The sequence below is a fragment of the Rhodopirellula maiorica SM1 genome, from assembly GCF_000346295.1.
GTDB classification, from domain to species: domain Bacteria; phylum Planctomycetota; class Planctomycetia; order Pirellulales; family Pirellulaceae; genus Novipirellula; species Novipirellula maiorica.
On the sequence record NZ_ANOG01001003.1, the window covers coordinates 1 to 14,628 of the forward strand.

Here is a 14,628-nt window from a genome sequence, read left to right on the forward strand (position 1 = left end):
GTCGTTGGCGACGCAGCATCGACTCGTACGCCGCGTCTTGAATCAATGCATGCTTGAATTGAAAAGTGCAATCGGGCAGCCTGCCCCGTCGATACAGGATCTCGGCCTCGGTCAAAATCCCTAATTCGCGTTTCAGCGTCACCTCGTCCAATTCAGCAACGGCACGAATCATTTCGTAAGAAAATTCGCGTCCGATGGTGGCAGCCAAACGCACAAATCCTTGATCGCCGCCTGCCCGATCCAACCGAGCCGTCAACAAGTCCTGTAGCGACGACGGGATTTCTTCGCTGTTGCGAGCCGACAACAATGATGATCCATGCGACTCGGTGTTGTGTTCATCGCCTGCCATATCGGAATCGGCCAACATTTTGGCATACTCTTCGACAAACAACGGGATGCCGTCGGTTCGCTGGATGATGCGAGCGATGGTGCCTTTGGCGATATATCCGTCGCCCATCCGTGAGCGAATAATCTGAGTGGCTTGCGCGCGGGTCAATCGGTTCAGTGCGATCTGACTTTGATGTGCCCGACTGGTCCACGGAGTCGTGAACTCCGGCCTAAACGTTTGCAGACACAAGCAGGGCACGTCCATCGGTTGATCCGCGATCCGCGACAAGATCTCCAGTGTCGATGGGTCAATCCAATGTAAATCTTCGACAATGAACAACAACGGTTGTTGCTCGGACAGACACGTGACCCAGTTTAGGATGACGGTGACGGTCAACTCTTTCTTTTTCGACGACGCCATCGTGAGTGGTCCCAATTTGGGATCTGCCGGCAGCGACAGCAATTCCAACAGAATCGGCAACGAGTCCGACCGCGACATCCCAATCGATTGCAGATGTTCGTCGACACAAAGCCGTCGTGCCTCACCACTCGAGTCGGGATCAAGATCCAACCACCGAATTAATGATTCCTTGACAGGCTGAAACGCGCTGGCGGCATGATAAGGCGAACAATTCCATTCCAGAATCGGAGCTCGTCCGTTTGCCGATTTATTTTTGGCAGCGAATTGTTGGGACACGTGTTCGCGGATGATCTGAATTAAACGGGATTTACCCAGGCCTGCTTCGCCGATCAATGCAACCAGTTGCCCAACGCCTTCGGACGTTAATTCCCAGCGATCGATCAACATACTGACTTCTTGGTCGCGTCCCACTAGCGGCGTTTGTTGCACTTCGTCGGCGGTCTTGTCGGACATCGTCGTCGCACGCCGCCCGCGTACTCGATACAGTGCCGTGGGCTCATCGTTTCGCAGACCACAAGTAGCCGCGAGCCGTTCGGTATCGAAATGATGTCCCACCAATCGCAAGGTGTCTTCGCTAACGACGACCTCGTTGGGTTCTGTTTCGCGATCGATTTTGGAAACCAACGAAAAAACGTCCCCCACCAAGTTTTGTGCATCGCCGCCCATGACAACGATCATTCCACTGTGAATCGATAGCCACAGGTCCAAATGCATGTTCGCACGACCGTGATCGTTTCCCTGCGGACTGAGAAATTGGTCTCTCAGATCCACTGCCATATCGGTGGCGCGCCGCGGCGCGTCTTCGTAACTGAGTGGATATCCAAAACAGACCGAAAACTCTTGACCTCCGCGGTACAAAATATTACCGCCGTAGCCATTCGCTTTTTCGCTGACTGCGTTCTGCAATTGATTGAGCATTTCGATTTGATCGTCGGGGTCGCTCCCGACGGAACCTTGGCTCTGTGCCACGGCACTGATTCGTAGAACCGTGACATGCCGGCGGCCCGAGACCGTGGAACCGGATCCCTGTGATCCCGCCGTCGAGTCGTCGCTGTCTGGCGATTTGCTCGAGGGGCTGTCGGCAAGGGGAATCGTGCTTTCGTTGGTCGGATCCATGCCCACAGGATGGACCGGACTGGCATGTTCCAGTGGCCGCGTCGGGGTGGAATTGTTGCCCTCGTATTCCGAATAGAAATCGTCCGACGAATCCACCTGGATTGACGAACTCAAGAAATGGTTCAGACGATCGGCCAAATCTTGTCCGGTCGAATAGCGTTTAGAGATTGTCCGTGACATCGCACGCAGACAGATTCGCTGCAGTGTTTCAGGTACGTCCGGCGACAATTGCCGGAGCGGCTGCGGATCGTCCTGCAAGATTTGCCGCCGAATCTCGTGTTTGTTCGCGCTACGAAACGGAACACGGCCCGTCAAAAGTTGGTACATCAACACACCCAACGCATAGATATCGGTGCGTCCGTCGATACGATGTGCCTGGCCTTCGACCTGTTCGGGCGCCATGTACTGGACCGTTCCCATAATGTCGCCGATTTGGCTGCCATCGTTGTCCTCGGCAATCGCCAAGCCAAAATCGACCAGCACCGGACCGCGATCTTTGGTCATGATCACGTTCCCCGGTTTGACGTCGCGGTGAACGACCATCTGCGTATGCGCGTGGCCAAGTGCCAACGCCAAGTCCGCAATCAATTTCGCAGCTTCAACGTGGCTAAGCTTATGCGAGCTGATGTACTCGAAGAGCGTCGGGCCTTCTAGATATTCGGTGACGATGTAGACTTTGCCGTTTTGCACTCCTACATCGAACACCGAAACGATTCCCGGATGTTGCAACTTGGCTAGACTGAGCGCTTCGTCAAGGTACTTCTGCGTCCTTTCGGCACTGCCCTTTTCCGCGCGTGGTTTGGGGACTTTGATTGCAATTTTGCGTTTTAATGTCGGGTCATAGCCTTCGTAAACCCAACCAAATGTGCCTTCGCCGATCATACGAATCGTGCGATAGCGATCGCCAAACGTCATCGCCGTTTTATGCGTCGTGTCGTGTTCGGTAGGCTCCATCGCAAGTTCTTTTTATTGACGTTTACGGAAACCGGCAGATAGCGATTGCTAATTGTTTGCCGTTGTTTCCGGTTCGCTCGCTCTGCGTCCTGCTTTGATAAACGATTCAGGAACCGGTCCCGCCGGGCCCATCGTTTTCAGATATTCCAGTATCTGCATGCGTTCTTCGTGCGACAATCGTGGACCGATCACGCCATTGCCCAGCGGCAATGCGTCAAAGGCGTGTCCTGTGTTCAAGTTCCCCTCGACTCGCGTGTCGAACAGGAACGCCCCGGGAACCTGTTCGTTTTTGTACCCCAAATGAACCGCATCGTATTGCCGCGTTCCTACGTAAAAGGTTTGATCACGCTGTTCAGGTGGGCACAGCAATTGATAGATCGTGCGCACTGAACCGTTATGCAAATAGGGAGGCGACGCCCAAATACCGTTCAGCGGGCGCGGACGATATTCGAGGGGGTTTCTTGCCCCTGGGTTTCGATAACCACTATAACGCTCGCGTTGCTCTGCCGACCACCCCTGACGGTCATAGTGGCGTTGGGCAATCGCGACCGTGACTCGCTGAAGCGCCTCGCCCACCGACAACACAGTTGCGGGGTATTCAGTCGTCGCTTCGCCATCGGCCGGCGTGTACCAACCTTTGTTTTCCCACTGTTGGTTCTTGTATAGACCTTTGGCAACCGACGGCAGCACCGATTTTCCCGTGTTCACGTATCGAGAAAAGAAGTTTGTTGCCTGTCCCGGGTCGGTACCTACCTTACCGATATTAACACCTTGTAAATTTAGGAAACGAGCCCGCTTGCTTGGTGGTTTCCATTGCCATGTCATCGAATACGCGTCGTTGGCCACCCAATTTTGATCCTCCCAAATCTCGTCGCTGTCCAATGCCGGCAAATGGCACGCTTGGCAAAGGTCGCGATACAGAGCCGCACCGGCCGCCGCTTTGGTCGGATTGACCGCTCCCATCACCTCCTGTGGCCACTGCGGCGATTGCAACCCTTGCAGCGGCGCGTCGCCAGCTAACAACGTCTCGATCTTGTGCAGCCCATCGATATCGACCGTCGAGTCTAAAAAACGCTCCGAACGCGGATCCAAATTCACTCGCGCCCGCACGCCAATCGCTTCTCCGATATTGCGGACCATCGGTTGTTCGACCGAACCGTTGTACTGGGCCCAGTCGAACCAAGGCGAATCCCAGAGCGGTGGGAATCGAACCGGGGCACTGCCGATCTGCAAATTGTCGTTGTCCAATTGAGTGCCAAACACAAAATTGGCGATCTTGGCCAACGCGTCCGTGCGGCCATAGCCACCATCGTACCCATCGTAGATCTCGCGAGACGCATTGGCTTCTTTTTCAGCCAGTCCTTGCTGCAAGACACGATTGACGCTTTCTTTCAGCTCGGCATACTCGTCCGGCGAGTGGTCATCGCCCAACACACGGTCGGCAAAGCGATTGAATCGAAGTGGGTTTTTGATCGTTAACAGAAACGCTGCACCCACCGCGTTTTGAAATTGTTCTAAATCGATCAGCCCCGCGGCACCGTCGATTCGCAGATGATGGTCCGCATAATGAATTTCACCGGTGTGGCAGGCCGCGCAGGTCAGCCCAACCACTCGCTGTTTGGATCCATCGTGAGGCATCGTGACTTCGCTGACGGCGAACCCGACGGGCAGATTAAACGAATTGTGCTCGTCGTTTTGGACGTCTTTTAAGAAACCGAATCGAGCCAAATAGTCTTGGTCGGACATCAGCCCTACGCGGCCCACAAATTTGATAGTCGGTTGTTCTAACGCCATGAACCAATCGGCGTTCATCAGCACCGTGCCTTGCGACGCGTGGTAAAACTCGTCGCGTTTTTCCGCGGACCAATTCTGTTTCAAGTAAGTTACCGGCGCATCGATGGTCGGTGGCGGCGATAAGATCCGAAAACAGAAAGGTTTCAGCACCGTAAACAACACGCCTGCGATCGCCACGGTGATGATGCCGCCGACCACTGGTGCGGTTCCAATCAATCGAGGTTGCTTGGATGATTCAGCGGATGTGTCCGAGGCGGCGTCGCCCTGATTCTGCTTCGCCTGCATCCTGCGTTTGATCGCGTCGCCTTGGATCACATGCTCGATCGTCAACCCGATTAACAGCATCATACCGCCTAGCTGAGCTTGGTCATGCCGCACCAAATACAGCCACGCAATTCCACCGAGTGTCTCCAGCACCGTGATCACCGTCGCTTGCCGTGAAGCAACAAAATTCAGCCAACTGGTCTGCGATAACAAGCCGAGTTCGATGCTGTGTTCAATTTGTTCGCCCACGAACAGGACCAAGAATGCGGCTGTCCAACCAAAGTAATGCTGAGCAAACACGAATGCGACCCAGACCGTGATCTCGCTCAAGCAAATCAGCAGCAATCCGATCAGCTTCTGCCACCACGGTTTGTGGTCCGCGGCGATGCCAACACTGCCACCAAAGTTTTCTTTGACCCAGTAGAGCACCGCGACTCGCTCGACCAAAAATCCGGCCCACAGCACGAGGGTTGCCCATAGGTAAGAAGACTGGTCAAAAAGCTTGAGCCAATAGTACAGAGCAATAAATTCACCGGCCGTCGCAATGACAAAGGGCAGGCGCGCTTTCAGGGTCTGCCGAATCGAATCGAACATGCTAGTACTCTAAAACTTTCTGATTGATTGAAAAGCTATTCAGTGCCCCCCTGTTCATTAGCCCCGAGTGTAGTTGCTCGCTGGGCACCCATGATTTGCAACGGCGTTTCTCAGCAAAAAAGATGTCAAACTCACGTTGAAACCGCTGCAAACCGAAATCGGTCGCTGCATATCTGTACATCGCGGGGGCGTTCGACGGGTGTCCCCCGGATTGTGGCTAGGCGAAAGCGGAGGTGCGAAGGTGCTGCCGGAGCTTGGCAAGATGGTTGTTGAGGTGGATCGCGCCGGCCCGGAAGGGCCACCGTACTTTCGCTGCACGCCGGTCCGGAAGGGCCACCGTACTTTCGTGGCGCGCCGGTTCGGAAGGGGCGCCGTACTATCGTTGCACGCCGGTTCGGAAGGGCCACCGTACCTTCGTCGCGCGCTGGCCCGGAAGGGGCGCCGTACCTGCGTCGCACAACGCCCGGGAAAGGGCCGGCGTAGAACGTCAAAAGGGGCAGTCGTACTAACGGAACGGACCTCGTACAACGATCCAGAAGGTTTTCAGATAGGCTATTAACCTGCTTCTGTGTGGGATTGCGGAACAAAACCAGTTATTATTGATGCTGGACGTGTCGATACGTCTTGAAATTGAGGCAGCCAGATTGGCTCTGATCAAACTGTTGCTCCGCTTTTCCCACCGCATGATTCACGCTATCTCACCCACAGGAATTCACTTGATGACCACCCCTCGCACCCCCAATCGCCGTCGATTTTTGCAAACCGTCGCTGCGGCTGGGACCGCTACCGCACTGATTCCTTCACCCCGCAACGTATTTGCCAACGAGTCACCCAACAGCCGTCCCGTGTTTGCCACCATCGGGCTTCGCAACCAAGGTTGGGCGATTACCAGCAAGTCGTTCAAATTTGCCGACTTTGCTGCCTTGGCGGATGTCGATGCTAATGTCCTCGGCGCCAACGTCGAGAAAGTTCAAAAGCATCAAGGCAAGAAACCGGATGCCTACAACGACTACCGCAAGGTCTTGGACCGCAAAGACATCGACGCTGTGATGATCGCCACGCCGGACCATTGGCACACGAAAATCTCGGTCGAAGCGATGTACGCCGGCAAAGACGTTTACTGTGAAAAACCGCTGACGCTGACGATCGCCGAAGGCAAATTGATCGAAAAGGTCGTCAAAGAGACCGGCCGCGTGTTTCAAGTCGGCACGATGCAGCGATCCGAATCGAGCCAACGTTTCTTGCAAGCGATTGCGTTGGTGAAAAACGGCCGCATCGGTACGGTCAAAAAGGTGACCTGCGGGATTAACGGCATGACGGCTTCGCCGGTCATTCCAGTTGCTCCGGTTCCGAAAGAACTTGACTGGGATCTTTGGCTCGGGCCGGCACCGAAAGTCGATTACCGAGCACTGCCCGAGATCCGTAAAGGATACGGCGGTGGCGTTCCGCTATACAGCAATTGTCACTACGCGTTCCGAAACTGGCACGAATATTCCGGTGGCAAACTGACCGATTGGGGCGCCCACCACGTTGATATCGCCTGTTGGGCGCTGGGCGCTAGTGATACCGGGCCGAGCAAGGTGTCGCCGCTCGAATATTCGTTGCCAGTCGAATACAAGGATGGTCATCCCGTTGTCAACGACCAGTACAACGTGGCCACGCAGTTCAAAATCCGCGTCGACATGCCAAACGATGTCGAGATGTTTATCAACAGCGAAGGTGATAACGGAATCCTGTTCGAAGGCACCGAAGGACGCTTCTTTGTCAATCGCGGCAAAATTGTCGGCAAACCCGTCGAAGACCTCAAGAGCAATCCTCTTCCCGAAGGAGCGATCGAAGAGGTGTACGGTGGACCGGTCAGCGCGAACCATACCGCTAACTTTATTGAAGCGATGGAATCACGCAAGCAACCGATTTCCGATGTCTGGTCGCACAACCGCATGTTGGAAATCTGCCATCTCTCGAACATCGCCATGCGACTCGATCGCGATCTGAGCTGGGATCCTGAAAAGCGAGAAATCGTGGGTGATCCCCAAGCCAATTCGTTCCTGTCTCGCGAAAACCGCAAGGGCTACGAAATCGACATGTAATCCGCTGCTAGCGGCTATACGAACCATCGCGAAACGCGAGCCATCCAGCAACAGGGACTATGCCTGTACAGGACGGCTCGCGTTTTTTTCTGCTAAAGAACCGTTCGGCAACAAGTTCGTCGTTAGCCGTAGTGGACGAGGCCACGAGTCCCGACATCCCACCGTAGAGCTCGTGTCCTTTCGACAACATGTAAAACGCCGAAGTTTTCCCCCCACGTTTGCTGCTGCGGATCAACGGTGTGAGCGATCCCATCTTCCCAATCGCAGCGGCACACCAGGGGCTGGCGGCTAAGTCTATACAATGCCAGGCAAACCCCAGTGAATCGCCGCTGACTCCTTTGACGCGAGGCATGCGTCGTCCAACAACAAGACGCTCGAATTTCTAGAGCAACATTTTGGTTCGACAGCAACGCTACACTCGCGGCGAAACGTTTATACTGAACGTCGATTCCGACTGCCCTCAAGCCCCTCCATCGCCGAAAGATTTCGGTCCCTCCACAAGTACATCATGTCTGAAAAAACGAACACGGTCGCACCGGCGACTTACGCTCACGGTTTCGCGCGCCGCCGCTTCCTGGAATTCTGTGGCCTCGGAGCCGCTTCGACATTCTATCCACATATTACGGCTGCATCGGATGCCGTTCGCTTTGATGATTCGCTTGACGTGGATGTTGTCATCATCGGCGGAGGTCTCGGTGGTTGTGCCGCCGCACTGGCCGCTACACGCATGGGAAAACGCGTGCTGTTGACCGAACCGACGGACTGGATCGGCGGACAACTCAGCCAACAAGGGGTACCGCCCGACGAACACGCCCACATCGAAACGCATGGAAGCACCGCAAGTTACCGTCAATTTCGCGAGCAGGTTCGCGACTACTACCGCGATCACTATCCGTTGACCGAAGCGGCCAAGCGCAATCCGCGACTCAATCCCGGCAATGGCAACGTGTCGCGACTGTGTCATGAACCGCGAGTCGCCGTCGCTGTGCTGGATGCCATGTTGGCCCCAGCGGTTAGCGCCAAGCGATTGACGGTGCTGCTAAATACAAAACCGATCCATGCCGACGTGGATGGCGATCGGGTGCGATCGGTCACTCTGGTCACCGACCAGGGAGAGAAGATTCACGTTTCGGCACCCTACTTTATCGACGCCAGCGAACAAGGCGACCTGCTGCCGCTAACCAACACCGAGTACGTCACCGGAGCCGAATCCCGACACGAGACCGGAGAATCGCACGCTCCTGAAAACGCCGAACCCGATAACATTCAAGCATTCACGTGGTGTTTTGCGATCGACCATATTGAGGGTGCGGATCACACGATCGATAAACCCGATCAATACGATTTCTGGAAGGACTACACGCCGGAATTGACCCCGCCTTGGCCAGGAAAATTGCTGTCGCTGAAATATTCGAAACCGAACACTCTGAAACCTCACGACTTGGCCTTTGTGCCGCCGACCAAAAACTCGCCACCGCCCAAGACCAAGGCACTGAATCTGTGGCTGTACCGCCGCATTATCGATCCGGCAAACTTTCTGGCGGGCACTTACGACAGCGGGGTGACGATCGTCAATTGGCCCCAAAATGATTACATGCTTGGGAATTTGATGACTGGCAATGAAACGGAAATTGCCAAACATCTGCAAGGCGCTCGGCAATTGAGTTTGTCGCTGCTGTATTGGTTGCAAACCGAAGCGCCGCGTCCGGACGGTGGCGTGGGATGGAAAGGGCTTCGTTTGCGGAACGACATCATGGGCACCGCCGACGGACTGGCAAAATACCCTTACATCCGCGAATCGCGGCGTATCCAGGCCGAGTTCACGATCCTCGAGCAGCATCTCTCTAGAGCGGATCGGCAAGCAGTCGTCAAAAATTCCACGTCCCCACTCACGGCGGCTCCATTTCACGACACCGTTGGCATTGGGTACTACCATCTCGATCTGCACCCCAGCTCGGGTGGCGATAACTACATCGACTTCGCCAGCGTTCCCTTTCAAATCCCCCTGGGTTCGCTGATCCCGCAGCGGATCGAAAATTTGATTGCTGGCTGTAAAAACATTGGTACGACCCACCTCAGTAACGGGTGTTACCGGTTGCATCCTGTCGAGTGGAGTATCGGCGAAGCCGCCGGCGCGTTGGCCGCGCATTGTCTGGACCAACGCGAAAGTCCACGCGGCATCCGCAATCAATCCAAAACGCTTTCCGCATTTCAAAGCGTGCTAAAAGGCCAAGGATTCGAACTGGTCTGGCCAACGTGATCGCGATCAATCCTTAGTCTGGCTTCAGAGTTCTTCGTTTAACCGCTAGCCGATAGGCGTACGCTCAATTCAGAGTTCTTCGTTTAACCGTTAGCCGATAGGCGTACGCTCAATGATATCTACTTTCGTAGTGGAACTCGCCAGAGTTCCTGCTTTTTGAACAGCAACGATGGGAATTCTGGAGAATCCCACTACTTGAGCATCCCCCTGTGGTTGCCAAAGTAGATGGCATTGGGCGTATCGCTAACGGATGCGAACACAGCTAAACAATGATTAGCACCAATCCTGTGGTTCGAAATCCTTCACCGCGTTGGATTAGGGAGCAAAGTCGCTGGGGTCGCGCGTATCCACGTGCATGCTCGCGGCAACAAAATCATGCCACTGGTATCCATCAGGAAGATTCACATCCGCAGCGAACTCGAGATGCAGGATGCGTCGATGTCGCTTCGTTCCTGGTTTTGAGGAACCACTGCTATGGGTGATTAAAGGTCGCATCGCCAACAGATCGCCAGCCGCGGCATGAATCGTCACCGCGGCCTCGCTCCCTTCTCCTTCGCTGGTACTGGACACATGAGACCCGGGGATCACGCGTAGAGGACCGTTCTCGTCGGTGACGTCGTCTAAATGAAATCGCAACGTCAGCATCTGATGCAAAACGTCGTCGCCCGCGACAACATGAGGGACTCCGGATTTTTGGGTCGGTCGTGAAAACAGCGAAGAGCGACGCGAGTTGTCTGCGACCGCGATCGCGGTGTCCTTGTGCCAAGGCAGCGTCCAAGTTCGGTCGGGCGGTTTGTCGAAGAACAATACCCGCACCAAACCAAATCTGTCCCCTAATACCGAACGCAAAAGTTGTAGCGGTTTCCCCGTTCGCCAGAACGTCTGAATTTCGGGAACGACGTCCAACAAGTTACGCGCGGCGTAGACGTGTCCACGACTCGATCGAGCCCGCTGCACGTCGGATTCGGCCAAGAACGCCTGCTCACATTGGGCGCACAAGCTTTGCACCGTCGCCAATTCAATGGCATTTTCAATCACAACAAAACCATTCGACTGGATCTGTTGCAATGCGTTATCGTTCATCATGTTTTCGTTCATCGATTGTCCGTTGAATCGGCTTAGGGGTTTGAGATCCGCATCAAGGCGGGACGCACCAATCGCCTGCTGCCCCCTTTTATGCGTTCTACAGAACCAGTCTACCCCCTCTGCAGGCCATTTTTGTGGCGCCGCGTTTAGGGATGCTGTCTAATTGAATTGTTTTACTTGCTGGCACCGTGCAGGTCGCGTCGCAAAGGCTACTAAAATCGATGGCGTTGGACCGATCACCGCCCGATCTCATTCGAGCGTATCGAACCGCTATAGCGAGATCGAAGCGAGTAAAAGGCGGACATCCTTCGCCATTGCCCTCTGTTAATGGAGGCATTCCCGACGTCGCATATCGTTAACGGTGTGCCGCAAAACGTTAATGACGGGGATTGCCCCACCGCTATAATGGGGGCATACACACTTCTCTTTTCTTTCTTTTCTTCTCATCAAGGGACAGGTGAACGTTATGCAACGTAGATCACGTCATGGATTCACACTCGTTGAGCTGTTGGTCGTCATCGCAATTATCGGAGTCCTCGTTGGACTTTTGCTACCGGCGGTTCAAGCGGCTCGCGAAGCAGCGCGGCGAATGAGCTGCAGCAACAATTTCAAACAGATTGGGCTGGCGATCCACAATTACCACTCCGCTTACAAACAGCTGCCCACGCACGGCACCGGCACGGTGGCACCGGACCCCGGGCTCGATTGGTGGAGAAGTTCGGGAGTCGTAAACAATCGGCAACTCAGTATGTTCGTAGGCATTTTGCCGTTCATTGAGCAACAAGCATTGTGGGAGCAGATTTCCAATCCCAGCAACGTGGGCGGAACGTGGAATGCAATGGGGCCGACGCCTCAGAACATTAACTACGAACCTTGGGCAACCGATATCCCAGGCTTCCGTTGTCCCAGCGACCCAGGTCAAGGTTTGCCATCGCTAGGCCGGTCGAACTACGCCGCATGTATCGGTGACTCATGCGATGAAACCGCATACGGACCATGGGCCAACAAACGAAAGATTGACGGGCCACGATCGCGTGCTGCAACCGCTCGCGTTGCTCATCGCGGTTTCTTCAAGCCGTTCGACAAAGGTCGATTCCGCGATGTTCTCGATGGATTGTCCAACACGATCGCGGCGGGTGAAATTGCGACCTATCTTGGCGACAGAGACATCCGCTCGGTATTGCCTAGTTTCAGTGCGGGCAACAACAACGCAACCATGGCAACCATTCGTGACAATCCCAAGGCTTGTGCGGGCAAAATCGAGGCGGATCGCCCTCGCTACTGGATCAAGGCCAGTCGTGAATCACGAGCTCGTGGTTATCGTTGGGCGGATGCAAAAACGATCTTCACTGGTTTCACCACCATTTTGCCACCTAACTCTGAAATCTGTTCACGAAGCAACGGGGATGACCTGAATGTGGTCGGCAGTACATCCAGCCAACATCAAGGTGGTAGCCATGTGTTGATGGGCGATGGAGGCGTGAAATTTATCACCGATTCGATCGAAGCGGGCAACTCGACCGCGGGAATGGTTTGGAAAAACGGCACCGGTGCTCAGGCTCCTGGCTCCGAAAGTCCTTATGGACTCTGGGGCGCACTGGGTTCGCGTGCCAGCAAAGAAGTCATTGACGCAGAGTTCTAAGGCAATCGTTCTGAGCGTCGCACCACGATCGCCCTAGCTCGTGGTGTGGCATCGGGACATGTTGTTTTCATTGCATCGGTCGGCATCACCAGGATGCCGACCGACACCTCACTAACCTCCAATTCAACAACACAAAAGTCAACAACACAAAAGGAATTTAACTTGAAACGCTCCTTCTCACTCGCACTACTAATGCTCGGGTCCCTCTCGCTATCTCTCGGTTGCTCGGATCCTCAACCGGTCAATGTCACCGACGATGCCGACGCCGCCGCGATTGCCGAATACGAAGCCAACGAGGCTAGATTGGCAGCGGAATCGGAAGCGTCAATGGACGAGTAGACTCTACATAACGATTTCTCTATTTCAGTGCGTCCGGCAACGGTTGGCCGCACTGGGGCGACACCGCAACCCCCATCCACATCACTCGCGTTTCTAAAAACGTCAGTATCTAAAAACGTGGCAGTCCCCATTCTCTTCTCGCGGTCGTAGGGTGGGTATGAAATGCACCCCCAAAAGATTGCTCTATCGACTGCCGCAATCGTAGGTGAATCCCGGTCGCGTTAAATCCATCACTACGGGGCTCGCCGCCACATTGAAGCCTTCGACAGCCCTCTGCTCGCTGTTGGCTTCTCATTCTTAAACAATCCTTCAGATCTTCTTCATCTGCGTGTTCTACCCTCCCGCCTCTTGGTCGTCATTCGCGTGACGAGCTTGCAATGCATTGTGGTGTCAGAACATCGAAACACAGAATAAAGGACAAAGAATGAATGTGGAGATCACTCGAATGCGTCCGTCCGATGCAATTCGAAAGAACGGATTCACGTTGGTTGAGTTACTCGTGGTCATTGCGATCATTGGCGTGTTGGTTGGACTGCTGCTGCCAGCGGTCCAGGCCGCGCGTGAGGCAGCGCGCCGCATGCAGTGTCAGAACAAATTGCGACAAATCGGATTGGCGTGTCACAATTTTCAAGACACCCACGGGAATTTGCCAGGCGGTGGACGTGACGGAGACCGCCGGGTGCCCGATCCGTTAGAAGATTGCTGCCGATCCCAAACCCACGCGGGTTGGAGTTGGTCCTATTCGATCCTGGCGTTTATCGAACAGGACAATGTCTATCAATTGGCGAGTCAATCCGACGATCCCGATGTCGGCGATAGCGGATACAACGCCAAAGAAGATCTCGTGGCCCAAGCCACATCGCCCATCTACACGTGCCCCTCGCGACGCAATTCGACCTCCTATGGAAGCGGCAGCTTTTATCGAGTGGATTACGCTGGCAATGCGGGCACCCGAGGGCCAGGCAGCGTACGCGATAAGGCCAGCAGTGGACTCGACGGTGTGATCATGCAAACCGATCGTGGCAAGATTCGTATTGAGCAGATTCGCGATGGATCATCCAACACGATCATGATTGGCGAGAAGGCATTGCACCGCGATTCGTTCGGCAGCGAAGGGGGCGACAACGAGCGTTGGAACAACGCCGGTTGGGACGAAGACGTCATCCGCTTCGGTGGTGGCTTGTTGGCGGATGGAACTCGCTATGGGATCACGCCGATCAGTGACCGCGAGGCGACTCATAAAGACGGTTCGTCGTGGACGACCGTCACAGACAAAGGCGGAGTGGTGTGGGGACAATGGCACCCATTCTTCGGTTCCTCGCATCCCGGCGGAACGAATTTTTGCTTGGCCGACGGATCGATGCGGTTTGTCAGCGAATCGGTTGACGACGAGCTGTTCCGTCGACTCAGCGTCAGCGACGACGGCGAAATCATCGAGTTCGAGTAAAACGGTCTCGCTCATTCCACTCCCCAAAAATCTTTAACCCGACAAGACTTACCAATGAAACGATTTTCAATTCTCACACTACTGGCGGTTTGCGCCGTGACGCTTGGTTGCGGTAGCGACACAGCAGCCACGCCCCCCGCACTGGACTCGCAAACCCGTGAGGCCATCGCAATCGAAGACCAATCGATTGACGACGCCGAAGCGAATCAGTAGCGATTGATCCGCTGACACCAACTTCCCTTTGCGTTCGGCAACGAGCGCAAAGGAGCGAAGATCCGGCATCGCGGTGATAAC

9 protein-coding genes are annotated in these 14,628 nt (G+C 54.8%); 5 read left to right on the plus strand and 4 right to left on the minus strand.

What is annotated here, in order from left to right; translation table 11 throughout:
* Together RMSM_RS32390 and RMSM_RS32395 are read right to left on the minus strand one after the other, a co-directional pair.
* The coding region (locus RMSM_RS32390; protein ID WP_008707640.1) for a protein kinase domain-containing protein at positions 1-2,818 on the minus strand (2,818 nt) is incomplete at its 3' end.
* A gap of 48 nt (positions 2,819-2,866) precedes the next feature.
* A complete protein-coding gene (locus RMSM_RS32395; RefSeq protein ID WP_008707641.1) occupies positions 2,867-5,470 on the minus strand; it encodes a di-heme-cytochrome C peroxidase in 2,604 nt (867 codons plus the stop codon).
* 719 nt (positions 5,471-6,189) lie between these two features.
* On the opposite strand from RMSM_RS32395, the gene RMSM_RS32405 reads away from it, so the two are divergent.
* Both RMSM_RS32405 and RMSM_RS32415 read left to right on the plus strand, forming a co-directional pair.
* Positions 6,190-7,560, plus strand: coding sequence for a Gfo/Idh/MocA family protein (locus RMSM_RS32405; protein WP_040770684.1), 1,371 nt, complete (start codon positions 6,190-6,192; stop codon positions 7,558-7,560).
* A 508-nt stretch (positions 7,561-8,068) separates the two neighbouring features.
* A complete protein-coding gene (locus RMSM_RS32415; protein ID WP_008707644.1) occupies positions 8,069-9,820 on the plus strand; it encodes an FAD-dependent oxidoreductase in 1,752 nt (583 codons plus the stop codon).
* 315 nt (positions 9,821-10,135) lie between these two features.
* On the opposite strand, the gene RMSM_RS32420 is transcribed toward RMSM_RS32415, so the two are convergent.
* A complete protein-coding gene (locus tag RMSM_RS32420; RefSeq protein ID WP_236622395.1) occupies positions 10,136-10,906 on the minus strand; it encodes a phytanoyl-CoA dioxygenase family protein in 771 nt (256 codons plus the stop codon).
* A 466-nt stretch (positions 10,907-11,372) separates the two neighbouring features.
* Between RMSM_RS32420 and RMSM_RS32425 the strand changes: the two genes are divergently transcribed.
* The 3 genes from RMSM_RS32425 to RMSM_RS32430 all read left to right on the plus strand — a co-directional run bounded on the left by RMSM_RS32425 (position 11,373) and on the right by RMSM_RS32430 (position 14,334).
* Entirely contained in the window at positions 11,373-12,548 is a 1,176-nt protein-coding gene (locus RMSM_RS32425) for a DUF1559 domain-containing protein (protein ID WP_008707647.1), read from the plus strand.
* A gap of 162 nt (positions 12,549-12,710) precedes the next feature.
* Positions 12,711-12,887 (plus strand): hypothetical protein, encoded by a 177-nt coding sequence (locus RMSM_RS41545; protein ID WP_160168424.1) that lies wholly within the window; start codon positions 12,711-12,713, stop codon positions 12,885-12,887.
* Between the two features lie 424 nt (positions 12,888-13,311).
* The gene (locus RMSM_RS32430) at positions 13,312-14,334 is read left to right on the plus strand and encodes a DUF1559 domain-containing protein (protein ID WP_008707649.1); all 1,023 of its coding nucleotides are present in this window, start codon (positions 13,312-13,314) and stop codon (positions 14,332-14,334) included.
* A 78-nt stretch (positions 14,335-14,412) separates the two neighbouring features.
* On the opposite strand, the gene RMSM_RS43190 is transcribed toward RMSM_RS32430, so the two are convergent.
* A partial coding sequence (locus RMSM_RS43190) for a hypothetical protein (protein WP_236622396.1) occupies positions 14,413-14,628 on the minus strand: 216 nt, incomplete at its 5' end.